General features: G+C 61.9%; 22 protein-coding genes. 8 read left to right on the top strand and 14 right to left on the bottom strand.

The window, feature by feature from the left end; genetic code table 11:
- The first annotated feature begins 84 nt into the window (after nt 1-84).
- Nucleotides 85-1,455 carry an NYN domain-containing protein gene (locus tag CENDO_RS10715; RefSeq protein ID WP_136142004.1) on the top strand — a complete coding sequence of 457 codons (1,371 nt, stop codon included), beginning with the start codon at nt 85-87 and terminating at the stop codon, nt 1,453-1,455.
- 103 nt (nt 1,456-1,558) lie between these two features.
- Here the strand turns inward: CENDO_RS10715 and CENDO_RS10720 are convergent, their stop codons facing one another.
- Nucleotides 1,559-2,398 (bottom strand): PspA/IM30 family protein, encoded by an 840-nt coding sequence (locus tag CENDO_RS10720; RefSeq protein ID WP_136142005.1) that lies wholly within the window; start codon nt 2,396-2,398, stop codon nt 1,559-1,561.
- 109 nt (nt 2,399-2,507) lie between these two features.
- Nucleotides 2,508-2,894, bottom strand: a complete 387-nt coding sequence (trxA, locus tag CENDO_RS10725) for a thioredoxin (protein WP_136142006.1) — start codon at nt 2,892-2,894, stop codon at nt 2,508-2,510.
- Between the two features lie 215 nt (nt 2,895-3,109).
- On the opposite strand from trxA, the gene CENDO_RS10730 reads away from it, so the two are divergent.
- Complete coding sequence (locus CENDO_RS10730) at nt 3,110-3,337, top strand: heavy-metal-associated domain-containing protein (RefSeq protein ID WP_136142007.1); 228 nt, start codon at nt 3,110-3,112, stop codon at nt 3,335-3,337.
- A 103-nt stretch (nt 3,338-3,440) separates the two neighbouring features.
- Nucleotides 3,441-5,606 (top strand): heavy metal translocating P-type ATPase, encoded by a 2,166-nt coding sequence (locus CENDO_RS10735; RefSeq protein WP_136142008.1) that lies wholly within the window; start codon nt 3,441-3,443, stop codon nt 5,604-5,606.
- Between the two features lie 217 nt (nt 5,607-5,823).
- Here the strand turns inward: CENDO_RS10735 and CENDO_RS10740 are convergent, their stop codons facing one another.
- The 10 genes from CENDO_RS10740 to CENDO_RS10785 all read right to left on the bottom strand — a co-directional run bounded on the left by CENDO_RS10740 (nt 5,824) and on the right by CENDO_RS10785 (nt 18,864).
- Nucleotides 5,824-9,576, bottom strand: coding sequence for a phosphoribosylformylglycinamidine synthase (locus CENDO_RS10740; protein WP_136142009.1), 3,753 nt, complete (start codon nt 9,574-9,576; stop codon nt 5,824-5,826).
- A gap of 312 nt (nt 9,577-9,888) precedes the next feature.
- Nucleotides 9,889-10,071: a hypothetical protein gene (locus CENDO_RS10745; RefSeq protein WP_136142010.1), complete on the bottom strand. Its 183-nt coding sequence runs from the start codon at nt 10,069-10,071 to the stop codon at nt 9,889-9,891.
- 376 nt (nt 10,072-10,447) lie between these two features.
- Nucleotides 10,448-11,989: a replicative DNA helicase gene (dnaB, locus tag CENDO_RS10750; protein ID WP_210726537.1), complete on the bottom strand. Its 1,542-nt coding sequence runs from the start codon at nt 11,987-11,989 to the stop codon at nt 10,448-10,450.
- Between the two features lie 755 nt (nt 11,990-12,744).
- Entirely contained in the window at nt 12,745-13,197 is a 453-nt protein-coding gene (gene rplI / locus CENDO_RS10755; protein ID WP_136142011.1) for a 50S ribosomal protein L9, read from the bottom strand.
- A 48-nt stretch (nt 13,198-13,245) separates the two neighbouring features.
- A complete protein-coding gene (locus tag CENDO_RS10760) occupies nt 13,246-13,824 on the bottom strand; it encodes a single-stranded DNA-binding protein (protein ID WP_136142012.1) in 579 nt (192 codons plus the stop codon).
- 55 nt (nt 13,825-13,879) lie between these two features.
- Entirely contained in the window at nt 13,880-14,170 is a 291-nt protein-coding gene (rpsF, locus tag CENDO_RS10765; RefSeq protein WP_210726538.1) for a 30S ribosomal protein S6, read from the bottom strand.
- A 158-nt stretch (nt 14,171-14,328) separates the two neighbouring features.
- On the bottom strand, nt 14,329-14,526 hold the full coding sequence (locus CENDO_RS10770) for a hypothetical protein (protein WP_136142014.1): 198 nt from the start codon (nt 14,524-14,526) through the stop codon (nt 14,329-14,331).
- A 2-nt stretch (nt 14,527-14,528) separates the two neighbouring features.
- On the bottom strand, nt 14,529-15,986 hold the full coding sequence (locus tag CENDO_RS10775; protein WP_136142277.1) for a glycosyltransferase family 87 protein: 1,458 nt from the start codon (nt 15,984-15,986) through the stop codon (nt 14,529-14,531).
- Nucleotides 15,987-16,140: 154 nt separating this feature from the next.
- Nucleotides 16,141-18,336 carry a transglycosylase domain-containing protein gene (locus CENDO_RS10780; protein WP_136142015.1) on the bottom strand — a complete coding sequence of 732 codons (2,196 nt, stop codon included), beginning with the start codon at nt 18,334-18,336 and terminating at the stop codon, nt 16,141-16,143.
- Between the two features lie 117 nt (nt 18,337-18,453).
- Nucleotides 18,454-18,864, bottom strand: a complete 411-nt coding sequence (locus CENDO_RS10785) for a DUF5318 family protein (protein WP_168707207.1) — start codon at nt 18,862-18,864, stop codon at nt 18,454-18,456.
- 70 nt (nt 18,865-18,934) lie between these two features.
- Here CENDO_RS10785 and CENDO_RS10790 point away from each other — a divergent pair, with 70 nt between their 5' ends.
- The 4 genes from CENDO_RS10790 to CENDO_RS10805 all read left to right on the top strand — a co-directional run bounded on the left by CENDO_RS10790 (nt 18,935) and on the right by CENDO_RS10805 (nt 22,536).
- Nucleotides 18,935-20,026 (top strand): inositol-3-phosphate synthase, encoded by a 1,092-nt coding sequence (locus CENDO_RS10790; RefSeq protein ID WP_136142016.1) that lies wholly within the window; start codon nt 18,935-18,937, stop codon nt 20,024-20,026.
- A gap of 337 nt (nt 20,027-20,363) precedes the next feature.
- On the top strand, nt 20,364-20,855 hold the full coding sequence (locus CENDO_RS10795; RefSeq protein ID WP_136142017.1) for a MarR family winged helix-turn-helix transcriptional regulator: 492 nt from the start codon (nt 20,364-20,366) through the stop codon (nt 20,853-20,855).
- A 210-nt stretch (nt 20,856-21,065) separates the two neighbouring features.
- The gene (locus tag CENDO_RS10800) at nt 21,066-22,019 is read left to right on the top strand and encodes a universal stress protein (RefSeq protein ID WP_136142018.1); all 954 of its coding nucleotides are present in this window, start codon (nt 21,066-21,068) and stop codon (nt 22,017-22,019) included.
- Between the two features lie 13 nt (nt 22,020-22,032).
- Nucleotides 22,033-22,536: a hypothetical protein gene (locus CENDO_RS10805; RefSeq protein WP_136142019.1), complete on the top strand. Its 504-nt coding sequence runs from the start codon at nt 22,033-22,035 to the stop codon at nt 22,534-22,536.
- A 57-nt stretch (nt 22,537-22,593) separates the two neighbouring features.
- Here the strand turns inward: CENDO_RS10805 and trhO are convergent, their stop codons facing one another.
- Entirely contained in the window at nt 22,594-23,541 is a 948-nt protein-coding gene (trhO, locus tag CENDO_RS10810; protein ID WP_136142020.1) for an oxygen-dependent tRNA uridine(34) hydroxylase TrhO, read from the bottom strand.
- A 2-nt stretch (nt 23,542-23,543) separates the two neighbouring features.
- Entirely contained in the window at nt 23,544-25,040 is a 1,497-nt protein-coding gene (locus CENDO_RS10815) for a DUF1846 domain-containing protein (protein ID WP_136142021.1), read from the bottom strand.
- A gap of 54 nt (nt 25,041-25,094) precedes the next feature.
- On the opposite strand from CENDO_RS10815, the gene CENDO_RS10820 reads away from it, so the two are divergent.
- Entirely contained in the window at nt 25,095-25,919 is an 825-nt protein-coding gene (locus tag CENDO_RS10820; RefSeq protein WP_136142022.1) for an Fpg/Nei family DNA glycosylase, read from the top strand.
- Nucleotides 25,920-25,925 lie beyond the last annotated feature (6 nt).

The raw sequence follows: 25,925 nt of genomic DNA on the forward strand, positions 1-25,925 counted from the left end.
GGGATCGACGTTTTACCGGCGATGGGGCAAACTGGGAGGCACCGAAAAATTATTTAGAACTAAACGAAACGGAATATAGGAGCCATGCTTGAACGGACAGTTGTCTTTGTTGACACTTCTTACTTGCTCGCCAGTTTTTATAACTCTTGGGAGATTGGTGCCCGCGCACAATTAGAGATCGATTTACCCGAGGTAGTCGCCACGCTTGGCAACATGATCGAAAGCCAACTTGGCCACCCTGTTCACCGCCAGAATTGGTATGACGGCATCCCCGATACCGGCCCACACCGCTACCAGCGCGCACTGCGCACGTGTGACGGTGTTCAACTGCGCACAGGCCAGCTCATCGAATGGGGCGAGCGCCGCACCCAGAAGGCCGTGGACACCCGCCTAGTCGCGGACATGGTGGTTGGCGCCATGAATAAGCAGGTCACGGACTTTGTACTCGTTTCCGGAGATGCGGACATGATCCCCGGCGTGCAGGAAGCCACTAACAACGGCATCCGCGTGCACCTCTACGGTTTTGGCTGGGATTCCATGTCCTCCGCCCTGCGCCACGCCTGTGATTCCACCACCATCTTGGATCCGCGTGAGGACTTTAGCGACGCCATGGAACTGCAGGTCCTGGAAGGCCCCCTGCCGCCAACCGTGCGCCAGCGAGCCGAAGGTGACGGCGCCGCCGAGGGCGCGGGCACCGAGGGGGACATTATCGATCCGTGCGAAGAGCCGTCCGAGGTAGAGGCCGCGCTCAACAGCCAGGTCCGCAAGAATGTGGGTACGCACGCCGCGTCCGAGTCCGCCGTCGCCCCCACCGGCAGGGATGGCGCGGCGCCCTCCCACGCTGAGGCCGATACCACGGCTGAGACACGCCCGGCCGCGCCCGCAACCCCCACCGCGGCGGCTCACGCCGGAACCACCGCGGTTCCAACCCCTAACACCGTGGCTCCGCCCAAGCCAGGACCAAAGCCCGGCCCACCGGCCGCCAGCGGGACCGAACATTCCAACGCGGGCAAGCTTCCAGAAGCGGCCGCCGGTGATAGCTCGGGCGCGGATTCCATTGCGGACGCAGACGCGGGCCAGGGCGGCGAGTCCAAGCCGCCGGCACCGAAGCCTGGTCCTAAGCCATCCATGATGGCACCGCGCCGTAAACTTCGTTCCCGCTACGTCCCACTCCCCGAAGAGGTGTGGACCTCCGCCGGCTTCCAGACCCCCTATGACGTGGGTCAGCAGTACGCCAGCTGGTGGTTCGATAACGCGGCAACGTCCGAGCAGCGCGATTCCGCGCACCTGCTCTCCGGCGGCGGGCTGCCCCCGGAAATCGACCGCCCGCTGTTGCAATTCGCGTGCGAGACCTTACATGAGTACACCCTCAGCGAGTCGCAGCGCGTGAACCTGCGTGATGGATTCCATTCCGGCATCCGCGGCGTCCTAATCAACATTAAACGCGAGCTCTAGGACCCGCACCCGCACATGCCTTGGGGCCCGGGATTGCTCCCGGGCCCCAAGGCATGTAGCGATCCCCGTGCTTAAGCGGCCGGATAAGGCCTAGGCATGGGGATTACTTTATTTCCGGCTTTGTCTCCTCGCCTGCAGTTGCATCAGCCTCAATCTCGGCGTCAGCCGGCCGTGAATCTGCAGAACCGCGAGTGTCGGCGGGGCCTGCGGTGAGCTGCTTATCCTTCGCCATAGACGCCCGGATTTCATCCAAGCGGGCCGAAGCCTTCATGTCAGCGCCGGCGGCGGCGATCTCCTGGATCCGGTCACCGCCGGTGGCCTGGTGCAGCTCTTGGGCGCCCAACGCGTCAGCGTAACGCTTTTCAATCTTGGCGCGCACGGAATCCAGGGTTGGGACGTCACCGTCCGGGGTGAGCTCATTCATGGAGTCCAGGGTCTTGGTGGTTTGTTCCTGCATGGCGGCCTGGTCAGCCTGGGCCATGAGCTCATTGACCTGAGCGAGTTGCTCCTTCAGGCGAGCCTCGGAGGCCCGCTGCTGCTGGGCGGCCTGCTCGGCCGCCTGGACCGCGGCGCTGTGCTGGGATTTGGCCTGCTCCAGTTCCTGTTCAACTGCCACCAACTGAGAGGCAAGAACCTCTGCCGCCTGGTTGTACTCGTTGGCGCGCTGCGCGTCCCCCTCGGAAACGGCCTTATCCGCCAGCTCCAGCGCGCGCTGGGTCTGGGACTGGTGATCCGCCTGGGCCTTAACGAGACGGTCAATCTGCATCTCGAGGCGGTTCTTGTTGCCGATGATCTCAGAAGCATGCTTGGTGATTTCCTGGTGCTGCTTCTTTGCACCTTCAACCGCCTGCTGAATCTGTACCTTTGGGTCCGCGTTTTCATCAATCTTCTGATCGAATGAAGACATCAGGTACTTCCAGCCCTTGCTCAGCGGATTAGCCATGGGTCACTCCTTTGGGGTGAACGGGTAAATAGCAATATGTAAGTTAAGCCCGAGTCTAACGGGAATATCCGCTAGACGTCGGGCGTGATGGTGGCCAATGAGCTGGAAACTACTCCTGCTCAGCCGCGTCAGCTGCAGCGTTCTGCTCCGCTACCTGGCGGCGAACTTCATCCATGTCAAGGCCCTTGACCTGCTGGATCAGGTCCTCAAGGGCCGCCGGTGGCAGTGCGCCGGCCTCACGGAAGACCAGGATGGAATCACGGAAGACCATCAGGGTTGGGATGGACTGAATTTGCAGCGCGGCGGCGATGCCCGGGTTTGCCTCGGTGTCCAGCTTGCCGAAGACCGCGTCCGTGTGATCCTCAGAGGCCTTCTCGAATACTGGGCCGAAGCGCTTGCATGGTCCGCACCATTCCGCCCACGCGTCAACCAGCACAATGCCGTCCTGGGAGACGGTCTGCTCAAAGTTGTCTTCAGTCAGTTCAACGGTTGCCATTAGTCGATTTACTCCTTAATAAAAGTTTCTGCTCGTCGATACGCCTTCTTCAACGGTACCTGAACCATTCCTATTCCCGCCGTGGGCGCCCGGCCGCCGCCAGCCGCGAACCTTCCCGCCCGTAACCTGCCACCCCTTAGTATCCCTTAACATCCGCAGTATCCGCCCCTGACGCAGCCTCACGAAACTGGGCTAGCCGCGTAAACTGTTAAGGCATGAGTGAAAAGAAGTACAACGTAACGGGAATGACCTGCGGCCACTGCGAGCTATCCATCCAGGAAGAGGTGTCAGAGATTGCCGGCGTGACCGCCGTGGACGCCAACCACGTCACCGGCGAGGTATCCGTTGAGGGTGATTTCACCGATGACCAGGTCATTGAGGCTATCCATGAGGCCGGCTTCGAGCTGGATCAATCCGAATCCCTGGATACCTCGAATTCCTAATTCACCAAACGGGAAGCGGAATCAAGGCACTCGGTAAGCGCTGGATGCCCTCTTGGCAGGCCCGCGCTGGACTAGTTTTATCCCCACGCGCGTTGAAGTAAATATGACCACCCCAGTTACAGAGCATCTAGAGATCCTGGTTGACGGCATGACGTGCACGTCATGTTCCTCGCGCGTCGAGCGCAAGCTCAACAAGGTCCCGGGCGTGAGCGCGGCGGTTAATTACGCAACTGAAACCGCCGCGGTGGACTATGACCCGGCTACCTCCTCCCCGGATGAGCTGATGGAGGTTGTCCGCAAGGCCGGCTACTTCCCACGCCTGCCGGCCGCCGAGGACGATGAGGCCGGGGACTCGGGCGGGGTTGGATTGGGTTGGCGCTCCGCGATTAGCGGCGCCCTGTCCCTGCCGGTCATGGCGCTGTCCATGGCACCGAGCCTGCAATTTGATTATTGGCAATGGCTGGCCTGGGCGTTGACCGTTGTGGTCTACCTTTGGGGCGGCGCCGTGTTCCATAGGGCGACCCTGACCAACCTGCGCCATGGTTCGTTCACCATGGACACGCTGGTCACGCTGGGGACCACCGCGGCCCTTGCCTGGTCCACGTTCTTGTTGTTTTTCACCGACGCCGGCGATCCGGGCATGCGGATGCAGATGAGCCTGACCCCGCAGGGGGCGCACATGCACCACATCTACCTGGAATCGGTGGGCATGGTTATCACCTTCATCCTGCTGGGCCGGTGGTTTGAGGAGCGCGCCAAGGGATCATCCTCCCAGGCGCTTCGGGCGCTAATGGACTTGGGCGTCAAGGAGGTCACGGTTCGCCGGGCGGACGGCGAGGAGGTTATCCCCGCAAGCCGGCTCCGCGTCGGGGATCTGGCCGTAGTCCGCCCGGGTGAGCGCATCCCTTCCGACGCCACCGTCCGCGAAATCGCCGGCACCCATACCGGCAGCGTTGACGAATCCATGATTACCGGCGAATCCCTGCCGCGTCAGGTGCGCGAGGGAGACAAGGTCATTGGCGCAACGATCAGCCATGAGCTGATGGTAGTGGAAATAGACAGCGTCGGCGGGAATACCGTGCTGGCCAGGATGGCGAAGCTGGTGACGGACGCGCAGGCCGCAAAGGCGCCGGTCCAAAAGCTCGTGGACAGGATTTCCCAGGTCTTTGTCCCGGCAGTGGTGGCAATCGCGCTCATTACCCTGGCCGCGCATTGGGCCGTGGCCGGCGCGGCGCAGGCCGTGGTGGCGGCGGTGTCCGTGTTGGTCATCGCCTGCCCATGCGCCATGGGTTTGGCCACCCCCACCGCAATCCTGGTGGGAACCGGACGCGGCGCGCAGCTCGGCATGCTCATCAAGGGCCCGGAGATCCTCGAATCAACCCGGCGCGTGGACACCGTGGTCGTGGACAAGACCGGCACGGTCACCACCGGTGAGATGGCCGTGGTGGGCACGCAACCCGCAGGTGGGTGGACCGAACGGGAGCTGCTTACGGCCGCGGCCAGCCTGGAGCAGGGCTCTACGCACCCCATCGCCCGGGCAATCGTCGCCGCGGCCCCAGCGCCCCTTCGCCGGTTGAGCGAGTTTGAAAACCTCACGGGCCAGGGCGTGCGCGGGCGCATCGACGGCAGGGTAGTCGAAATACGCCGGGCGCCCGCAGCCACCGGCCCTCTCACCACGGTCGAGGTGCTAGCGGACGGCAACAGCGCCGGGGTCATTCACGTACGCGATGAGGTTAAGGAAACCTCCTCGGCGGCAATCGCGCAGTTCAAGGAACTGGGACTGGAGCCGTACCTGCTCACCGGCGACAATGAGCGTGTGGCCGCCGCCGTGGCCGCGGAGGTGGGCATTGAACGCGTGCGCGCCGAGGTCATGCCGGAGGACAAGATTGCGGAGGTGCGCCGGTTGCAGGGTAAGGGCCGCGTGGTGGCCATGGTGGGTGATGGCATCAATGACGCCGCCGCACTAGCGCAGGCGGATCTTGGCATCGCCATGGCCGCGGGCACCGACGTGGCCATCGAGGCCTCAGATATCACGCTGATGAACAACGACCTGCGTACGGCTGGGGATGCGATACTCCTTTCCCGCGCCACGCTGCGGACCATCAAGGGGAATTTGCTTTGGGCCTTCGGTTACAACGTGGCGCTTATCCCGGTGGCGGCGTTGGGGCTACTCAATCCCCTCTTCGCGGGCCTGGCCATGGCCTTGAGTTCGGTACTAGTGGTGAGCAACTCGCTGCGCCTGCGCGGTTTTAACCCCAGGAACCGCTAGCCGGCGCGGGGCGCGGGGCGCCCGCAAAAGTTGGATCGCTGGCCGCCGCCCCGCACGCCGGCGTTGGCCGCCGGTAGTGGCAGCCCACGCAACCCCGGGGGGAAGTACTTGGCGCCGCCCGGCTAAACGCGGCCACGGATATGGCAAACGCGCGCCTTTTGCCCGTTACAGGGGCCCGGGGCGCGCGCCTTATGTCATTAGCCGCACTTACTTGTGGCTAACGGCCCTCAATGTAGTTGACGGCATTGGCAAAGATGTCTTGAACCTCAATGCCCGGGATGTTCTTCATGAGGCCATCGCGGAAGCGCTCGGGGTGCCCCATCTTGCCAAGGATGCGGCCGCAAGGGGAGATGATTCCCTCGATGGCGTAGGAGGAACCGTTGGGGTTCGCCGGCGCCTGCATGGTTGGGGCGCCGGAGGCATCCACGTACTGGAAGGCAACCTGGCCGGCCGCGAACAGCGCCTCGGCCTCTTGCTCGCTCACCACGAAGCGGCCCTCGCCATGGGAGACTGGGACAAACTGGCGTTGCCCCGGTGCAAACGTGGACAACCACGGCGACGCGTCCCCGCTGGTGGCCACGCGGGTCTCCGCGATGCGGGAAACGTGGCGCAGCTGGCGGTTGTGTGCCAGGGTTGGGGAGGCCTCCGTCTGCTTCGACGGGTCGCCGTAGGGCAGGAACCCGGACTTGACCAGCGCCTGGAAGCCATTGCAGATGCCCAGGACCAGTCCGTCACGCTCGGTGAACGCCTTGACCGCGGCGGAAACCTCCGGCGCACGCAGGAAAGCGGAGATGAACTTCGCTGAGCCGTCCGGCTCATCGCCCAGGGAGAAACCGCCGGAGAATGCCAAGATAGTGGTCTTGTCCTCCCGCAGCTTTTCGATGAAGGCCGCGGTGTCCTCCTCCAGCTGTTGCGCGTTTAAGTTGCGGATGACGTGGAACTCCGTGGTTGCGCCGGCGGCCTGGAACGCCTCTGCCATGTCATACTCGGAATTCGTGCCCGGGAACACCGGCAACAGGACATGGGCCTTGCGCGCGCCCGCCTCGGCCGGCTTCACGCCGTTGACGGGGGCCTCCGGCAGGGCGGTGGCGAAGTCCGGCAGCGGCTGGTCGGCGCCGGCCGTATTGAGTGGGAAGACCTCGCGGTAGCCGGCCTCCATGGCGTCCAATGCCTGCGCGACGGTAAAGGATTCATCGCCCCACGCGATAGTGCCGGAATCATTGGTGCGTCCCAGCAACGTGCCGCCGTTAACCTCGGTACCTGGCGCAACGGCGACGATGATGGAACCGGTCACTGCCGGAACTTCCGTGGTTTCAGACTCAAAGCCCAACTCGTTGCCCACAACCATGTTGACCAAGGCCGGGCCCACGCCCGACTCGCTAACGGCCTGCGCGGCGGCAACCTTGCCCGATTCAGCCAGCTCCCGCACGGTGGCGAAGTTCACGTTGAGCTGCTCATAGTTAGGCTCGGCGGTTTCCAGCGGGGTGTGCGGCAAGACGTACACCTCATGTTCCCCGGCCGGAATTGCCGCAGAGACGGACTCGGCGGCGTCCATCGCGGCCACCGCGAAGGTCACCAGCGTTGGCGGAACATGCAGATTGTCACCGTACGTGCCGGACATGGAGTCTTTACCGCCGATGGCCGCTACTTGGAATGCATCCTGCGCCTCAAGCAGGCCGAGCAGCGCCTGGGTGACCTCACCCCACAGCTGCGGGTTCTGGTCCAGGCGCTGGAAGTATTCCTGCACTGACAGCCACGCCCCGCGCGGATCGGCACCGGCCGCGGTGAGCTTTGCCAAGGCCTCAACCACCGAATAAGAGCCCATCAAAAACGGCGACTTATCCGCCAGCTGAGGGGAAAATCCCCAGGTCATCACCGAGGCGGTGGTGGAACCGCCCGGCAGGGGCAGGGTCTGGATGGAAGCCTGCTCATGGGTCTTTTGGGTGCGGCCGCCGTAAGGCATGAGCACAGTGGAACGCCCGACCGTTGCATCAAACTGCTCCACCATTCCCTCCTGGGATCCGGCGGACGCGGACTGTAATGCCTCAAGCAGGCGGACGGGCGCTTCCGCCTCCTGCGCATCCGCTTCAGAGGTAGCGGGCGCTGCGACCATCTCCACGTCCTGGGCACGGTGCGCACCGTTGGTCTCAATGAATTCACGGGAAAGGTCCATGACCACCTCATCACCCATGAACATGCGTAGGCGGCCGGTGTCAGTGATCTCCGCCAGCTGCACCGCCTCGATGTTTTCCTCGGCCGCGGCGGCAATAAACGCCTCCGCATCCTGTGGGCGCACTACCGCCGCCATTCGCTCCTGCGACTCTGAGATTGCGATCTCACGCGCGTTAAGGCCGGAGTATTTCAGCGGCACGCGGTCTAAGTGAATGTCAATGGAATCCGCCAACTCGCCCACCGCGACGGATACGCCGCCGGCGCCGAAGTCATTGCAGCGGACAATCATCTGCGCCACCTCGGGGCGGCGGAACAGGCGCTGGATCTTGCGCTCGTTGACCGGGTTTCCCTTCTGCACCTCGGCGCCCGCGGTCTGCAGGGAATCCTCATCGTGCGCCTTGGAGGAACCGGTGGCGCCGCCCACGCCATCGCGTCCGGTGCGGCCGCCGAGGTAGATGACCACGTCGCCGGCTTCCGGCTCCAGGCGCCTGACGTTGTCCACGGGTGCGGCCGCGACAACGGCGCCCAACTCCAGGCGCTTTGCAACGTAGCCCGGGTGAACCAGTTCGCGAACCCCGGTGGTGGCCAAGCCAATCTGGTTGCCGTAGGAGGAATAGCCATGCGTAGCCCGGGAGGAGATGTCCGCCTGCGGCAGCTTGCCTGGAATGGTTTCATTGCGAGGGGTGTTAATGTCACCCGCGCCGGAGATGCGCATCGCCTGGTATACCCAGGAACGGCCGGATAGCGGGTCGCGAATGGCGCCACCCAGGCAGGTGGACGCGCCGCCGAATGGCTCAATCTCGGTGGGGTGGTTGTGGGTCTCATTTTTGAACATGAGCAGCCACGGCTCCTTGTCGCCGGTGGCTGCGTTAACGGCGTCCACATAGACGGAGCACGCATTGATCTCCTCAGAGACCTCTTGGTCATCCATGACCCCGGTCCTGCGCAGCTCACGGCCCATGATGGTGCCCATGTCCATCAGCGTCTTCGGCTTGTGCGTGCGCCCGTTGAGCTCACGCAGTTCCTCATAACGTGCCAACGCGCGGTCCAGCAGTGGGCCGAAGGCGGGCACATTGTTCTCAATGGAGGTCAACTCCGTGTTGAAGGTGGTATGGCGGCAGTGGTCAGACCAGTAGGTATCCAGCGCGGAGAGCTCTACCTCGGTGGGGGTGCGCCCCTCGGAGGCGAAGTATTCCTGGGTGAGCTTGAGGTCAGCCAGGTTCATGGCCATGCCCTCTTCCTTCAGCAGGGCGGCAAGGCCGTCCTCGTCCAGCTCCAGGAAGTCCGCGTACGTCTTGAGCGGTTCCTTGTCCCCCATGGCGGGCTCACGAAGGATAGACATATCCTTCTCCCCCGCCTCAACCGGGTTGATGAGGAAGGAGTGGATGGTTTCCTTCGCCGGGTCCGTGAGCCCACCCTGCGCTGGCGCAAACAGGTACAGCTCGGCGGAGTAGATTAAAGCCCGGGACTGCGGCTGCAGCAAGCGAAGCGCCTGCACCGCAGCGTCTGCACGCTGGTCATACTGGCCTGGCAGCGGCTCCACCGCGAGGTGCGCCGGGGCCTGCGCAAGCATCTCCTGCAGTTCCCCGTCACCTATCACGTCATCGACGCGCTCGTCCGCCACCACGGACGCCTTGAGCGCTTTTAGTTCATCCTCCGTGGCGCCAAAGACGTCATAGATATTGATGAGGGTCACGCCCTCAAGGTTCACGCCATCGAGATTGTTCAGAGTCTCACGCAACGCGGATTCTTCATTACGGAACTGAGCTTTGCGGCGTACTGCAAGACGTGCATCCATTATGTTTTAACGGGCCTTCCTGACACTGGTATCCGGATTCTGGGATTTTTCCATCCACTACCCTATCCACCAAACGCGTTCCAGAGAACCCTTTTCAAGCAGTTATTTCACCGACCCGTAATTGTTTGGCAACCCCAGGGCCGCAGTTCCAGCCGGCATGACCCTTACTAACGCGGCGCTACGGGGCACGGCGAGGCGCACCCCTAAGGAGGCCAACAAAAAGCAGCACGCGCCCATCGGGCGGTGCTGCCGGTAGATCAATAGCACTGGGTTGGCCTTCCTCCCCTTCGACGGGATTCCAGCCGGGTAAACCTAGCCAAAGATGCGGGCGAAGAAGCCACGCTTCGGTGCCTGTGCGGAGATGTCCTCGATTGAACGCGGCATGTTCAGCAAAAGGGTCTTGCCTTCGGTGTGAGCCACGGTGATATCTTTGCTCAGGCTAGCCAGAGTGCCAGCGCATGCTGCGTTTGTTGCGGAGATGGTGCGGACAGTCATGGAAGCCTCCTTGTAAAGCTCTGATTCGGTATGTGTTTTTCTGTCAGTACCTACAATTGCAGGATCACCGGGCCCTGTCATCGAAGGTCAGGATTCCCTAACAAAGGACGCCCTTAGATAGGTAACACTTACTAGACACTAAAACTAGAGGTCAACGGCGGTTTTGAAATTAGCCTATTTATCTCTTAGCCTGACGGTATTGCCTTAATGTGAGGGATTTCACATTTCAACCGGCTGTGGGGAGGTTATAAGTATGACAAAATCCGCGCCTTCGCGATGGCCGCGGGCGCCCCGGACATAGGCAAACCCCACGCATCCCCCGAAACCTCAGGCAGGATCTTTTCGGGGAGCGTGGGGCGGGAGCCGAAGGTTAAGGCTAACCGTGGGCCATGTTCACAAACTTCGAGTAGTGCAGCTGGTGGGCAACCTGAACCGTATCGATTGGGCCGCCACGGTGCTTAGCCAGGATGATATCCGCCTCACCGGCGCGCTCATTGTCGCGATCCTGGGAATCCGGGCGGTAAAGGAGCATAACCATGTCCGCGTCCTGCTCGAGCGATCCGGACTCACGGAGATCGGCGAGCTGGGGGCGCTTATCGGTACGCGACTCGGGCCCGCGGTTGAGCTGGGAGATCGCAATGAGCGGGACCTCAAGCTCCTTGGCCAGCAGCTTCAGGGAACGGGAGAACTCAGAAACCTCTTGCTGGCGGGATTCAACCTTCTTACCGGAGCTCATCAGCTGCATGTAGTCCAGCACGATAAGGTCTAGGCCCTGTTGCTGCTTTAGCTTCCTGGCCTTCGAGCGAATCTCCATCATGGTGAGGTTTGGCGAGTCGTCTATATAGAGCGGGGCCTGCTCGATGCGGTCCAGGGTGTCCGTAATCTTGTGCCAGTCATCCGTGCTCAAGTTGCCGCCACGCATATCAGAAAGCTTTACCTCCGCTTCCGCGGAAAGCAGACGCATAACAATTTCAGACGCGCTCATTTCCAGGGAGAAAATGACCGAGGCCTTATTGTGCTTCAGCGAAGCAGAACGCATGAAGTCCATGGCGAGGGTGGACTTACCCACGCCGGGACGGGCCGCGATAATGATCATCTGTCCCGCGCGCAGGCCATGGGTCAGCTTGTCCAGGTCATGGAAACCGGTGGGGACGCCGGTTTCCTGCCCGTCCTTGCCCAGGGCGATGAGCTCATCGATAGTGGGCGGGATGATGTCCCCCAGGACGCGGTAATCCTCGGTGGTTTTCTTCTGGGCGACCTTGAAGACTTCCTGCTGCGCGCGGTCGATGACGTTTTCTATTTCCGTGTCCTCCGCGCCCTCGTAGCCCAGCTGCACGACGCGGGTACCCGCGTCAACCAGCTTGCGCAGCACCGCCTTCTCAGCCACGATTTCGGCGTAATAACGGGCGTTAGCCGCGGTAGGCACTACGGACATCAGGGTGTGGATATACGGCGCACCACCGGCGCGTTCCAAATTGTTTTGGCGGTCTAGGCGGCCGGCAACAATGACCGGGTCAATCTCAGAACTTTGGGAGTAGAGATCGAGCATCGCGTGGTAGATGAGCGTGTGCGCCGGGTAGTAGAAGTCATCGGGATCCAATACGTCAATGACCTCGGCCACGGTATGCGGGCTAAGCAGCATGGCGCCAAGCACGCCCTGCTCGGCCTCCTTATCCGCGGGGGGCTGGCGGAACTCGTCGTAGCGACGGGTGTCCGGCCGGTTGAAATCATCCTTGTTGTACCCGCCCTTGCCCCGTGACTTATGGCCACCCGAACTGTATCCCCCGCGTGGCGCGTCATCAAAAGCCGGCGGCGGAGCGGGCTCAAATGTCGCTAGCTCTTCGCCAATAAAGTCCTCTTCCGGAGGTTCCGGCGGAGTGTAATCATCATCAAAGCTGGCACCCGAACCCGCATTCATACCAGTTGCTCCCTACTGTTCGTTGTTTAACTAAGTTGTCTTACATTGCGCCGCTACTACCCGATTGGCAGCCCAGGACGCGGCCGTTAAGGATTCGCGCTTTGCAGTCTAGTGCAGGCGGTGGACACGCCTTCTGCCTCCCCGCCCGCGCTCCCCCGGAACGAGAGCCAAAACGGACAATCGACTTCCTACAATGCCCAGGTTCACCCCCGCCCGGGGACGCCGATGGAGCAGTTATCCACAGCCCCCTGTAGAAAACGCAGGTCGCAATAGGGCGACGTACCAAAAGCGCCGGTCAGGCCTGTGGATAACTCATTAAGGCCGTGACCTGCGATTATTAAATGCACTGGTCAGGGCGCTTTTTGAGCTGTGAATAATCCCACAAAAGCGGTGGATAAATCCCTGACCAGCGGTTTCCTTTAGGCGCCATCGCCGTGTCCGTAAGGTTTCCTAAGGGTTAATTGGCCGCAAGTTATCCACAGGTGAGCCGGTTTTATCCACAACGTCCACAATTGACTGGTGAGTTGTACACAGCCAAAGGGCCCTCCGGTGAGCAAAACCGAAACGGGATTCTGGTCACATTCACCTGCGGGTGTAGATGCGGACCGGTCGATGCCGGTTCCGCGCTGGGCGCGGGGGATCCGCGCAAGTTTAAGGCCCCACGTTCAACCCACCTCACATGGGTTGGCCGTGGGGCCCTAAAGTGCTGTTGTCTTTGGGTCTTAATTCAGACCGTCGTTATCCAAACCTTGTTATTAGGCGGAAACGACCGAGAAGTTCACCTTGCCGAGGACGTCAGCGTGCAGCTGAGCCTCAACCTGGTAATTGCCGGTCTTCTTGACCAAGCCCTTTGGCATGTTGATGATGCGCTTGTCCAGTGCAGGACCGCCGGCAGCCTTAACAGCTGCTACAACATCGTCAGCCTTAACGGAGCCGAAGAGCTTGCCAGCGTCGGAGGTCTTAACCTCTACCTTGACATCCTTCAGCTGCTCGAGCTGGTTGCGGACCTCGCGTGCGTGATCCAGGTCGCGGATAGCGCGAGCTTCCTGGGCGCGCTTGATGCCCTCGATCTGCTTCTCTGCGCCGCGGGTAGCCACGATGGCCAGACCGCGAGGAAGCAGGTAGTTACGTCCGTAGCCGTTCTTTACCTCAACAATTTCGCCTGGGGCGCCGAGGTTCTCAACGGCAGCGGTGAGGATCAGCTTCATGATCCCTGCCTTTCAATTGAGTTAAGTGTTCGGTGTTTGACTGACAGATCAGAACGGGGGTTCATCGGCACCACCGAAGCCACCGGCCGGAGGTGCGGAATTCCATGGATCGTTAGCCGGAGCGGACTGCTGGCCACCCTGGTTGCCCTGGTTGGAAGAATTTCCACCAAAGCCACCCTGGTTGCCGCCGTTGCCACCGTTGTTGCCAAAGTTGCCACCACCGGCATTGCCGCCGCCATAGTTGCCGCTACCACCCTCACGTGGATTGCGGGAAACCTGTGCGGAGGCGTACTTCAGGGATGGGCCAACCTCGTCAACGTCGATCTCAAAGACAGTGCGGTTTTCACCCTCGCGGGTTTGGTAAGAACGAGACTTCAAACGGCCATGAACAATGACGCGCATGCCCTTGGTCAGGGATTCGGCTACGTTCTCTGCCGCATTGCGCCACACATTGCAGGTCAGAAACATCGCTTCGCCGTCTTCCCACTGCTGCGTCTGGCTGTTGTAGCGACGAGGCGTGGAGGCGACGCGGAAATTAGCCACCGGTGCGCCCGATGGCGTGAATCGCAGTTCTGGATCGGCGACGATGTTGCCGACCACCGTGATTGTGGTATCTCCCTGTGCCATGTTTCTGGTTCTCCTTACATGAGTGGATTAACTGTTGTATGAACCCCAGTATCCGCTATTTGCTGTCGGTGCGCAGAACCTTGGTACGCAGGATAGAGTCGTTCAGGTTCAGACGACGGTCGAGCTCGAGTACGGATGCGGACTCGCACTCCAGGTTGACGACGGCGTAGATGCCTTCGTCCTTCTTGTTGATTGGGTATGCAAGACGACGCTTGCCCCATACATCAACGTTTTCAACCTTGCCGCCTTCAGAACGGACGGTTTCAAGGAACTTGTCCAGGGACGGGGTAACGGTGCGCTCATCCTGGGCTGGATCCAAAATGATCATTACTTCATAGTGACGCACGGACCTCATCACCTCCTATGGTCTAGTAATTGGTTCGGCCACATCACCTTTGCGGATGTGGCAGGAGGGTACGTTGCGTCAAGCAACCCCACCACAGTACCTTATGTGAGCTGCACAAACAAATCTTTTCTGGTTACTAGACCCGGCGCCAGGCCGGCCTAGCCCGCAGTCCCGCCCGCCGTGGCCGCCCAAAACACTGCCGACGTCACCGGGATCAGCGTCAGCAGCACAAAAGCCAGGGCGCCGAAGACGTAAGACAAGGTGCGGTCAGCCCGCGTGCGGAAGAAGTAAAAAGAGGCCATGACGCAGCAAAAGCCCAGGAAGATGGATACGATTCCGATAATGGTTACGGTCATGATTATGCCTTAGTGTCAGTAGTCGCTTCTCCCGGTGAGGCCGGTTCCGAAGCTGCGGCTGGGGTGGGTGCTGGGTTGGGTACGGGGGCGGCGTCGGATGAAAGGCGATGCCCGCCCCACGGGCCGGCCAGAAGATCCATGCCGGCGTGAGCCACCGCGACCTTATCCCGCGCCTTGCCCAGCATCTGCCGGATGATGATGACGGCCATCGCGATGATGAGCCCATCGCGCGCGAGCACGGCCGCGTCCAGGAATTCCTGCGGCAGACCCTTGTTTTCCGTGCCCATCATGTGGAGCATGAGGATTGGCCAGAGCAGCGCGTCCGCCACGCCCCAGGCGAATACTAAGCGCCAGCGCGGCAGCGCCAGCACGGCCGGCACCAGCAGCCATAGCGAATACTGCGGGGACCAGACCTTGTTGAACAACAGGAAGGCGGCGAGGATGAGGTACACCAGCTCCGCCACGCGAGGGGTGCGCCGCGCCTTGAGCCCGAAAATGCCAATCGCCACGCAACAGGCCAGGAACCCCAGCAGCGAGAAAGTATTGAGGAAATCCACCGGGAGGCCAACGCCCGTGACGCGGTTGAACATCGCGTAGATGGTGGTCCACTCCGCGCCACGGGTGGAATTGAGCCGGTAGAACTCGCCCCACGCCTGCGGGTAGGCCAGCGCGACCGGAAAGTTGACCACCATCCAGGACGCGGCGGCGGAGCCCACCATCACGCCCCATGGCGCGATCTTTTTGTGGCGCACCGCCAGGACCAGGTATGCGCCCAGGAGAAACAAAGGCCACAGCTTGAACGCCGTGCCCAGCCCGATAGCCACGCCGGCCCAGGCCATCTTCTTGCGCGCGGCGAGCCACATCGCCACCACGGCGAAGAAGATGGACATGAGATCCCAGTTGGTAAACGCGTGGACTATGACCAATGGGCTCGCGGCCACCAAGACTGCATCCCAGATCCTGTTGCCCAGCAGCTGGGAGACCAGTAGCACCGTGGCGACCCAGAAGACGGACATCACCAGCGCGGTCACCGCGAAGTACCACCCGGCCAGGGGCACCCCGGCCCATTCCACCACCGGGTAGCTCAGGCGCGAGGCCCAGGCCACCGCGCCTTGAAACAGGCCGGCCAGCACCGGGTATTCCATATAGCGGGTCAGATCCCCCTCAACCCACGAATAGGCATACGGGAATCCCCCCTGGTCCAGGCCGCGGCCGCCAAAGAGCGGGACAATATCGTTGTAACAAGCGGAGATGTACTGGCGATTGCCGGACCAATCCAGGTGTACTATGCCGTCATCGCCACGCCAGCCGCCGGCGCAATTGGCCTTCGATAAGAAGCCGAGGGCTAAAAACGTCCAGGCGAAGGCGGTAATCGCCAGCAGGGGCGTGCCCGCGCTCGCCCCGCCGCGGGAGAAGCGGCCCCGGGGGCCGCCCACGAAATTCACCACGCCACGGGCCATAGGCTCCGCCGAGGCCGGAACGCGGCGAGCCAACGTGACGATGTCCCTATTCCAGTGGCCCACCGCGGTCACTCCTTGGTTAACGTGCGAACTTCATCGTGATTGCCGGGTCCGGCGCACGGGACCCGAGTCTGGGCTAATGAGCCACAGCTCCCTACTGGCTAGGGAGATTCTCGATCAGGTCATCGATGGCCTGGCCCACGTCGATGGCCGGCTCCTGCGGTTGCGGCTCGGGCTCCGGCTCGGGTGCCGGGGCGGGGCTTGGCTGCTGGTTGCCCGCGCCCTCGCCTTCAGCGGGCGCATCGGTTGGTGCGGGCTCCGATGGGGCGGCATCCGTCGGCTCCTGCGACGTGTCCGCCGGGGCGGACCAGCTTGGGTCATACCAGGTGCCCGGATTCACGTCCGGGTTGCCGTAGCGGATTGCGCCAGGCACTGGGAAGGTTTGCACCTCGGTGCCCTCAAGCGCCGCGTCGAGAGTGCCCTTCCAGATCTGGGTGGCCGCGCCGGAGCCGTACATATTGCCGCCCCACGCGTTGTAGATGGCGGTGGTGTTATCCGCGGTTCCAACCCATACGGCGGCGACCAGCTGCGGGGTGCCACCCATCATCCAGGTGTCCTTGTTGGCACCGGTGTCACCCAGCTGCGCGGTGCCGGTCTTGGCCACGGTCTCACGCCCGTCGGCCAGCGCGCCATTGGACCAGGCCGCGATTGGCTTCATGGCGTCGAGCACGTTGTACGCGACCTGCTCGGAGACGCGCCGCTCGCCGCCGTCCTTTGGATGTTCGTAGAGCACCTCACCCGTGTTGGTCTCAACGCGCTCAACGAAGTAGGTGTCATGCCACACGCCACCGTTGGCCAGGGTGGCCATCGCGGTGGCCATGTCCAGCGGGCGGGACTGGTACTGGCCCAGGACGATGCCTTCATAAGGGGTCTGGCCATTTTCGGTCAGGGTCGCATCGATTCCCGGCAAGCTGCGCGCAACGCCCAGCGCGTGGGCCATATCCGCGGTGTCCTGGGTCTTGTTCTCGAGATCATCCTGCAGGCGCATGAAGGTCGTGTTGTAGGAATTCTTCAGCGCCACGCGCAGGTCACACACGCCGCAGCCGTTGCCGTCATAGTTCTCGACAATCTTGGACCCCGGCAGCTGATAGGGATCGGAGGAGTACATGGTGCTCAACGGGATACCCTGCTGCAGCGCCGCGGCAAGGGCCATCACCTTGAAGGTGGAGCCGGTCTGGAGCGGCGCATTGGCGTAGTCCCAGCCGTTAGCGTCGTGGCCGCCGAAGTAGCTGCGGACCGCGCCGGTTGCCGGTTCGATGGAGACCGCACCAGCACGGGCGTCCTCCTGCAGCGGCGCCAAGTTGGCGTCCACGGCATTGATCTGGCCGTTTTGGACCTTCATGTCAATGGTGGTGGTGATCTGCAGGCCCTGGGTGGTCACATCATCCTCGGTGATGCCAATCTCGCCGAGTTCCTTAATGACCTGGTTCTTGATGTGGCCGTTCGCGCCGGTTGCCTCCGTGTACGCGGAGTACTCGGCCGGGTTTCGGGTCTCCGGGAATACCATGCCGGAACGCGCGGCGGCGTCCAGCTCTCCCATATCCACGAGGCCGTCAAGCACATAGTTCCAGCGCTGCTCAGACTCGCCGGGGTTGTTCCATGGGTCGAGCGCCGATGGGCGCTGGATTATGGCCGCCAAGAGGCCGGACTCTTCCACGGTCAAATCACGCACGTCCTTGTTGAAGTACGCGCTGGATGCCGCCTGAATGCCGTAGGCGTTGCGGCCGAAGTACACAGTATTGAGGTAGGCGTTAAGGATTTCTTCCTTGGACCATTCGTTGGTCATCTTGATGGAATAAACCAGCTCGCGAGCCTTGCGGACGTAAGAACGTTCGTCGCCCACCAGGGTATTTTTCACATACTGCTGGGTGATGGTGGAACCGCCGCCGGCCGAAGCGTTGCCGGTGAGCTGACCGATGGCCGCGCGGCCGAAACCGGTGAAGGAAAAGCCGTTGTTGGTCCAGAACTCGCGGTCCTCGGCGGCGAGCACGGAGTTTTCAACGTGATCGGGGATCTGCTCTAAGGTCACGTGCGAACGGTTGCCCTCCGGCGGCACGATGCGTGCCAGCTGGGTCTGCCCGTCATTGGCGTAGATGGTGGAGATCTGCTTGTTGGTCAGCTCCTGCGGCTCCGGCACCTCATACTTGGCATAAGCAATGCCAAACATCACCGCGGGGATCGCCAGCAGAATAAGGAACGCGGCCAGGAGATACCATGGCCACTTGCGCTTTTCGCTCCGCTCCGCGCGACGATGCCTACGGACTGGGGTAGTCGATTCTTGATCGCTCACTGCTTCTAATACGCCTTTACTGTGTATCTAAGGTCTGGATTCACCAGCGAATCACTAGTATTCGCAGCTTACCGGCATTTTACGGCCATGCGTAAACCAAAGCACCATTCTAGCGCCCTATCGACCGTCACAATACGCAACCGCCGAGCTCAGCAGGTGATTCCAATGACACTGCGGGCATACCTCAACGCGGTGGACGGTAAATTCGAGGCCCTCGGCGGCAATCGCCGCAATCTCTTCCTCAGAACGCGCGGAACCTGAGCGCCTGCCCAGGTTTTCCCCATAGACCCACCGGGTCAATCGCAACGGGCCCACGCATACGGGGCACGGGCGCGGGGAGTCCACTCCATGGTGCTCCGCCGCCGCGCGGAGCAGGAAGTCCGCATCGCAAACCTGGGCCCGCGAAAGCCTCCCGGCGCGTAGATCCCTCAAATGTGCCGCGCGCTCCCATTCGTGGGAAACCACGTGCTTATAGCCAACGGTGCTCACCCACCCCACCATAATCGCGCCTACTTTATCGATCCACATTGCGCCGTACCCCACGGGCCGCCCATCCGTCCCTACCCTGGCAAGGTACGCACAATTCAAGGAGTTTTAAGTGACAGGAAAAGTTAAGGTAGCCATCGCCGGCGTTGGTAACTGCGCTACCTCGCTCATCCAAGGCATTGAGTTCTACCGCGATGCGGCCACCGATGAGCAGATTCCGGGCCTCATGCACGCCACCTTTGGCGGCTACCACGTAGGTGACATCGAGTTTGTCGCGGCGTTCGACGTTGACGCGGACAAGGTGGGCAAGGACCTCTCCGAGGCCACCGAGGCCTCCCGCAACTGCACCATCAAGATCGCCGATGTCCCCAACCTGGGCGTTACCGTGCAGCGCGGACCTACCCTGGACGGCCTGGGCACCCACTACCTCGCCTCCATCGAGGAATCCCCCGAGGAACCGGTGGATGTAGCCCAGGCGTTGCGCGATTCCGGCGCCGACGTGTTGGTCTCCTACCTGCCCGTTGGCTCAGAGGAGGCTGACAAGTTCTACGCGCAGGCGGCCATTGATGCCGGCGTGGCCTTTGTCAATGCGCTGCCGGTATTCATCGCCTCCGATCCGGAGTGGGCCCAAAAGTTTGTTGACGCCGGCGTTCCCATCGTCGGCGATGACATCAAGTCTCAGGTGGGCGCGACCATCACCCACCGCGTGATGGCGAAACTCTTCGAGGATCGCGGCGTACGCCTGGACCGCACCATGCAGCTCAACGTGGGCGGCAACATGGACTTTAAGAACATGCTTGACCGTTCCCGCCTGGAGTCCAAGAAGGTCTCCAAGACCCAGGCCGTGACGTCCAACCTTCACACCTCCCCGCTGGCGGGCAAGAAGGAAGACCGCAACGTGCACATCGGCCCGTCCGATTACGTTGAGTGGCTCGATGACCGCAAGTGGGCGTACGTGCGCCTCGAGGGCTCCGCGTTCGGCGAGGTCCCGCTGAACCTGGAATACAAGCTGGAGGTATGGGACTCCCCGAACTCGGCCGGCATCATCATTGACGCCGTCCGCGCGGCGAAGATCGCCCTGGACCGCGGCCTGGCGGGCCCAATCCTTCCGGCCTCCGCCTACCTCATGAAGTCCCCACCCGTACAGATGGGCGATGAGGCTGCGCGCGCCGAACTGGAGCAGTTCATCCTTGGCGACGCTTAATAGTTAAGCGCAGATCAGCGTTGCTGCGCGCGGCACAATCCTAGTCAATGTCCCGGTCCTGTGGACCGATCCTCGAGACCCACGCCGGTTAACCACAAGCGGCGTGGGTCTCGAGGTTTTTCCTTTTCTGATTACCTCTGGTTGCGGATATAGCGCGGGAAAGGCCAGGGCAAGGGGGTTGAGGGGAACGCGGCGGGCCCGGCACGTGGGGGTGCACCCATCGCGCGGAGTTTATAGGTCTATAAACTATTCAACGTTCTAACTAAAAATAGTTTTTCCAGAAACAAGCATCAAGCGCATTACCGCGCAACCGGGCGGTTCTGTTAAATTAGTTTCCATGAGTGAACCAACCCCACAGTCAGAGACGTCCCCGTCCAGCCTGGAAGAAGCGCTTGAGGTAGCTGCTCAGCTTCAGCCTTCCCTGAACAAGCTGATGGTGGTCTTCCAGCGCACAACTGAGGGTTCTTCCCTGACCACCTCGCAGGTTTCCATCATGAACCAGCTAAAGGAGCGCGGCCCGTCCCGCGTGAGCCAGGTGGCTGAAGCGGAGCTCATCCGCATGCCTACTGCATCCAACGCGCTCTACCAGCTTGAGCGCCGCGGCTTTGTAGAGCGCATGCGCGATGAAAAGGACCGCCGCGGCGTGCTCGTTGCGCTGACCCAGCTGGGCGAGGCCGAGCTTCAGATTGTCTCCCGCCAGCGCGCGGAGGCCTTAGCCGAGATCCTGCGCTGGCTGGACGCCGATGGTTTGCATACCGCGAAGCAGATCTCCCACCTGGTCCATCAGTTGGCCGTTATCTACCGCCCAACCCACATGGGCCGCAAGTAACCGGGACCATCAGAACCCACCAGCGAAACCCGTGGGTCACCGGCAACCCACGGGGCCGGAATAGGCTAACGGGTTACCTGCACACTGGGGGGCAGTTCCGTTCCCGATGCTTGTGGGCCTATAATCATAGACCTATGGTTGTCTGCCCCGCCGCGCAGGGCGGTGGGGCGCAATCACCGGCGCGCAAGTACAAAGGTCTAGAAGCAATACATGTCCAAAAAGTCTGCTGACATCCACCGCCGCGATGCGGTACGCATACTTGTTTCTTGGACCCCGGGGCATTCCGGACCGGAAGCATTGGAGTATGCGGCGTGGCTCTCGCAAAGCTCGCCCGTGCAGGTGCGCGTCATCTCCACTTTCATCCAGCCCTGGCACTCAACGTCCCTGTCCAAGCTGGGCGGCAAGTACAAAAAGTGGTTTAAACGTGAGGCCGAGGCCTGCAAGGAGGCCGTAAGGAAGGCCCTAGACGCGGCGGACTTGGACCGCGCATTCTGGGATAAGGACTTTTCCGTACTCGTTGACGGCCCCTCCAAGCCGCAGCTGCTGACCGAGGCCGCCCATGACTTCAAAGCGGACATCATCTTATTGGGTTCCAAGCAGGCGGCCTCAAAGGGCACATTCCTGGCCGGTTCCACCGCGGATGCCCTGCTGCATTACTCCCCCATCCCACTGGGGCTTATCCCTCGCTCCATCAAGCTGTCCAAGCATGGTGTTACCCGCCTGAACTTCGCGTTTACCGATGAAAACGCGCGGACCGACGATCCATCGCTGCTGGCCGCGGCCAGCTTGGCCCGCAGGTGGGACGTGCCGCTGCGCATCCTTGCGTTTAGCCCGGCCTCGATGGTTCACGCCCCGCTCAGCGAGAAGGACGACGTGGCGGCGTCTTTGACCAACGAGTGGCGCGAGCACTCCCTGGCACTCCTGGACCGCGCCGTGGACGCGATCGCGGACCGCTATTCCGACGTCGACGTGACCACCAGCATCGGTTCCGGCTCCGGTTGGGCCGGCGCGGTGGATTCTTTGAAGTGGAAGAAGGGGGATCTCATGGTGTTGGGGTCCAACCCCATGAGCCCGCTGGAGCGCGTGTTCCTTGGTTCCACCGCCACGGAGCTGCTGCCGCACCTTTCTGTGCCGATGATGGTGTATCCAGCCTCCCACCGCTAGGCTTGGGTTCATTATGGCTGGATTATTCCATGGCGAAAGCGACCCATTCGTAGACCACCCCGAAAATGACCTCCGCGCCGATGCGGACTATTCAAACCGGCCTCGGCCCCAACCCCGTAGCTTCGACGAGTTGGCGGATGAACCCGATCCCGCAGAAATAGCCGAGGCCAATCGCCGGTCCTCGCGCCAGGCCTGGATCTTCCTCTTCGCCGTGCTCATTTCCTCCGCGGTGGTGGCCGGCGTGTTGGGCATCGTCTTCCGCTCCATGGGCGGCCCGCTGTGCGAGGCCGGGGAGGCCATCTGGCTATGCACCCCAAACGCCCAGCTTATCTGGGGAATCGCGGCGCTTACCATCCCCACCGTGGGCATGCTAGCCGCCGGTTTCATCATGCTGTCCAAGTACCGCCGCTACCTGCGTTGGCGCACCTGGATGGGCGTGTTTTACATGCTGGTGCCGCACTCCATGTTCTGGCTGTTTAACGGCATCCAGATGATCTACGCCTCGACCCTGCACTAACTGCACTGATTGCCCTAAGCACTCCCGGGGCGCGCCCGGGAGCGCCTCCCTGGGCGCCTAGGCCCCCGCGCCTAGCTGCGCGGCGAGCTGGGCCGCGACCTTTTCGCATTCCGGACGGCCGCAATGCCGGGTCTCAATGTGCGCGGCGCAGTCCTCACACATAAGCGTTTGCTGGCGGCACTCGTCCTCGTTGATGCAGTTTTCAAACTTGTTGGTCGGCTTGCCGCACTTGCAGTGGCCCAACTGGATAAAGCCCGGGTCCTCCACGCCCTGGCCGAACTCGGTGTGCATGCGCTTGTCAAAGACGTAGAGGGAGCCCTCCCACAGGCCATCATTGCCGTACTTCTCGCCGTAGCGGACAATGCCGCCGTCTATCTGATAGACCTCTTCGAAGCCGCGGTTCTTCATCAGGGCTGAGAGGATCTCGCAGCGGATGCCGCCGGTGCAGTAGGAGATAACCGGCTTGTCCTTCATCCAGTCATACTTGCCGGATTCAAGCTCGCGGATGAAGTCATGGGTGGTGTTCACGTCTGGCACAACGGCGTTTTTGAACTTGCCGATCTCGGCTTCCATAGCGTTGCGGCCGTCGAAGAAGACCACCTCATCGCCGCGTTCCTCCACCATCTTGTTGACCTCTTCGGGTTTAAGGTGCACGCCGCCGCCGATAACGCCGTTGTCATCAACCTTGAGCTCACCGGGCGCGCCGAAGGCCACGATTTCGTCGCGGGCCTTGACGGATAGGCGCGGGAAATCCTCAGCGCCGCCCTCAGACCACTTGTACTCAATGCCGCGGAAGTATTCCTTGGTGCGCTTGGCATATTCCTTGCAGGCGTCGATGGGGCCGCCAACGGTGCCGTTGATGCCATGCTCCGAGATCAGGATGCGGCCGCGCAGGCCCAGGCGCTCGCACAGTTCCTTCTGCCACAGGCGCACCGCGTCCGGATCGGAAATTGGCTGGAACTTGTAGTACAGGAGGATCTTGGAGAGGGTTTGTTTCTTAGTCATGATTATCGCTTCTGGTAGAGGGCCTGTTTGCGGGCGAAGACTGGATCTGACGTTACCAGCACGCCCAGGTTGCGGAAGATTCCTTCATCGACGGAACCCAAGATGGTGGTGGTATGCGCGTCACAGCCGGCCAGTTGGTCGATGCAGGCCAGCGCTGCGCGCGCGTGCGGATCCTTGGCGGCGGAGACGGACAGGGCGATGAGTACCTCATCGGTGTGCAGGCGCGGGTTCCGGGAACCCAGCGCCCCGGTCTTGAGGGACTGGATGGGTTCAATGGCTTCCGGGGAGAGCAGATGCAAGTCATCGTCTAGCCCCGCCAGGTGTTTCAGGGCGTTGAGCAGCATAGCTGCGGAGCAGCCCAGCAGGGGGGTGGTGCGGCCGGTGATGATGGTGCCGTCGGCAAGCTGGAGAGCGGCGCCCGGGCCGTCAGTTTCTGAAGCGCGCTCACGGGCTGGCGCTACGACCGGGCGGTCGCCGGCCTTGATGCCAGCCTTCGCCATGACCACGGCTGCGCGGTCAGACCGGGTGGTATCAAGCCCGCCGCGGGCCTCTTCCACCAACGACTTGTAGTAACGGCGGATGATCTCCTGATTTGAGGCCTCACGGCACACGTCATCATCGATGATGCAATTGCCCGCCATGTTCACGCCCATATCCGTTGGGGACTGGTAGGGGGTCTCCCCAGTCAACTTCTCCAGCAGGGTCTTGAGCAGGGGGAATGCCTCTACATCGCGGTTGTAGTTGACGGTGGATACCCCGTACGCGCTCAAGTGGAAATGATCAATGACGTTTGCGTCATTCAAATCGACGGTGGCCGCCTCATAGGCCAGGTTCACCGGGTGATCCAGAGGCAGGTTCCAGATGGGGAAGGTCTCAAACTTCGCATAGCCAGCCTGAACCCCGCGGAGGTGCTCATGGTAGACCTGGCTCAGCGCGGTGGCCAGCTTGCCGGAGCCCGGCCCCGGCGCGGTGACTACCACCAGGTCGCGGGTGGTGGCGGCGTATTCATTGCGGCCCAGGCCCTCCTCGGAGACAATCAGATCCGTGTTGGACGGGTAACCGGGGATAACGCGGTGGCGCGCCACCTTGAGCCCGAGGCGCTCGAGGCGCTCAATGAAGGCCTCCGCCTGGCTGTTTCCCTCCTCCAGCTGGGTGATGACCACGTGGTCTACTAGGAATCCGCGCTCGCGGAACACGTCAACCAAGCGCAACAAGTCATCCTCATAGGTGATGCCAAGATCCGCGCGGACCTTCTGGCGGGCTACGTCTTTGGCGTTGATGCAGACCAGGATTTCCACGTCATCTTTGATGCGCTCCAGCATGGCGATCTTGTTATCCGGGGTAAAGCCGGGCAGGACGCGGGACGCATGCATGTCATCGAAGAGTTTGCCGCCCATTTCCAGGTAGAGCTTGCCGCCGATTTTTTCGCGCCGCTCGTGGATGTGCGCGGACTGCATCTCGATGTACTTTTCGCGGTCAAAACCGATCTTCTGCGTCATGGCCCTAAATTTTAGTGCCGCGCCCGAACTCGGCCAAACACTATATTGGTAGGCATGCCTGAAGGACATGTGATTCACCGCCTAGCCCGCACCCTGAACCGGGATTTCCGCCCCGAACCGGTTGCGGTCAGCAGCCCCCAGGGGCGATTTGCTGCCGAGGCCGCCCTGCTCGACGGGCACCGCCTCAACCATGCCGAGGCGCGGGGCAAGCACCTGTTTATCCACTTCGATAACCCGGAACCGGAGCACATTGTCTATGTCCATTTGGGCCTGATTGGCTCCTTCCGCTTCGAGGAGGAAGATTCCCTGTGGGGCCAAATCCGGCTGCGCTTTGAGGCGCAGGGGGATGCGGACTTGCCCACGGCGAACCTCCGCGGGCCGCAGTTTTGCCGGCTGATTACCGAGGAGGAGTATGAGGCCATGCTGGGGCGGGTGGGCGAAGATCCCATCCGCGAAGACGCCAACCCGGACGCGTTGTGGGCCAGGGTCCACGCGTCCCGCCGCTCCATTGGTTCCTTGATGATGGACCAGAAACTCTATGCGGGGGTGGGCAATATCTACCGCGCGGAAACCCTGTTTCGCCAGCATGTGTCCCCGTTCCTGCCCGGCAATAAGCTAGACCGCACGGAGTTCGATGCGCTGTGGCAGGACCTGGTTACGCTGATGCGGTACGGCGTCGAGGCCGGGCGCATCGATACCGTGGCCGATGCCCACACGCCTGAGGCCATGGGCCGGGAACCGCGCAAGGACGACCACGGCGGTGAGGTCTACGTCTACCGCCGCGCGGGGCAGCCGTGCTACGTCTGCGGCCAGCCCATTGCGCTTAAGGTTATGGAGGGGCGCAACCTGTTTTGGTGTCCGGGCTGCCAGCCGGACTAGAAGCTT

It is taken from the genome of Corynebacterium endometrii (assembly GCF_004795735.1).
Lineage (GTDB): Bacteria > Actinomycetota > Actinomycetes > Mycobacteriales > Mycobacteriaceae > Corynebacterium > Corynebacterium endometrii.

Coding starts and splice junctions, on each gene's coding strand:
- CENDO_RS10820 (WP_136142022.1), top strand. CDS start 25,095: ATGCCTGAAGGACATGTGATTCACCGCCTAGCCCGCACCCTGAACCGG.
- CENDO_RS10805 (WP_136142019.1), top strand. CDS start 22,033: ATGGCTGGATTATTCCATGGCGAAAGCGACCCATTCGTAGACCACCCC.
- CENDO_RS10715 (WP_136142004.1), top strand. CDS start 85: ATGCTTGAACGGACAGTTGTCTTTGTTGACACTTCTTACTTGCTCGCC.
- trhO (WP_136142020.1), bottom strand. CDS start 23,541: ATGACTAAGAAACAAACCCTCTCCAAGATCCTCCTGTACTACAAGTTC.
- trxA (WP_136142006.1), bottom strand. CDS start 2,894: ATGGCAACCGTTGAACTGACTGAAGACAACTTTGAGCAGACCGTCTCC.
- rplI (WP_136142011.1), bottom strand. CDS start 13,197: ATGAAGCTGATCCTCACCGCTGCCGTTGAGAACCTCGGCGCCCCAGGC.
- CENDO_RS10760 (WP_136142012.1), bottom strand. CDS start 13,824: ATGGCACAGGGAGATACCACAATCACGGTGGTCGGCAACATCGTCGCC.
- CENDO_RS10730 (WP_136142007.1), top strand. CDS start 3,110: ATGAGTGAAAAGAAGTACAACGTAACGGGAATGACCTGCGGCCACTGC.
- CENDO_RS10740 (WP_136142009.1), bottom strand. CDS start 9,576: ATGGATGCACGTCTTGCAGTACGCCGCAAAGCTCAGTTCCGTAATGAA.
- CENDO_RS10800 (WP_136142018.1), top strand. CDS start 21,066: ATGTCCAAAAAGTCTGCTGACATCCACCGCCGCGATGCGGTACGCATA.
- CENDO_RS10815 (WP_136142021.1), bottom strand. CDS start 25,040: ATGACGCAGAAGATCGGTTTTGACCGCGAAAAGTACATCGAGATGCAG.
- CENDO_RS10795 (WP_136142017.1), top strand. CDS start 20,364: ATGAGTGAACCAACCCCACAGTCAGAGACGTCCCCGTCCAGCCTGGAA.
- CENDO_RS10770 (WP_136142014.1), bottom strand. CDS start 14,526: ATGACCGTAACCATTATCGGAATCGTATCCATCTTCCTGGGCTTTTGC.
- CENDO_RS10745 (WP_136142010.1), bottom strand. CDS start 10,071: ATGACTGTCCGCACCATCTCCGCAACAAACGCAGCATGCGCTGGCACT.
- CENDO_RS10785 (WP_168707207.1), bottom strand. CDS start 18,864: ATGTGGATCGATAAAGTAGGCGCGATTATGGTGGGGTGGGTGAGCACC.
- CENDO_RS10775 (WP_136142277.1), bottom strand. CDS start 15,986: ATGGCCCGTGGCGTGGTGAATTTCGTGGGCGGCCCCCGGGGCCGCTTC.
- CENDO_RS10720 (WP_136142005.1), bottom strand. CDS start 2,398: ATGGCTAATCCGCTGAGCAAGGGCTGGAAGTACCTGATGTCTTCATTC.
- CENDO_RS10735 (WP_136142008.1), top strand. CDS start 3,441: ATGACCACCCCAGTTACAGAGCATCTAGAGATCCTGGTTGACGGCATG.
- dnaB (WP_210726537.1), bottom strand. CDS start 11,989: ATGAATGCGGGTTCGGGTGCCAGCTTTGATGATGATTACACTCCGCCG.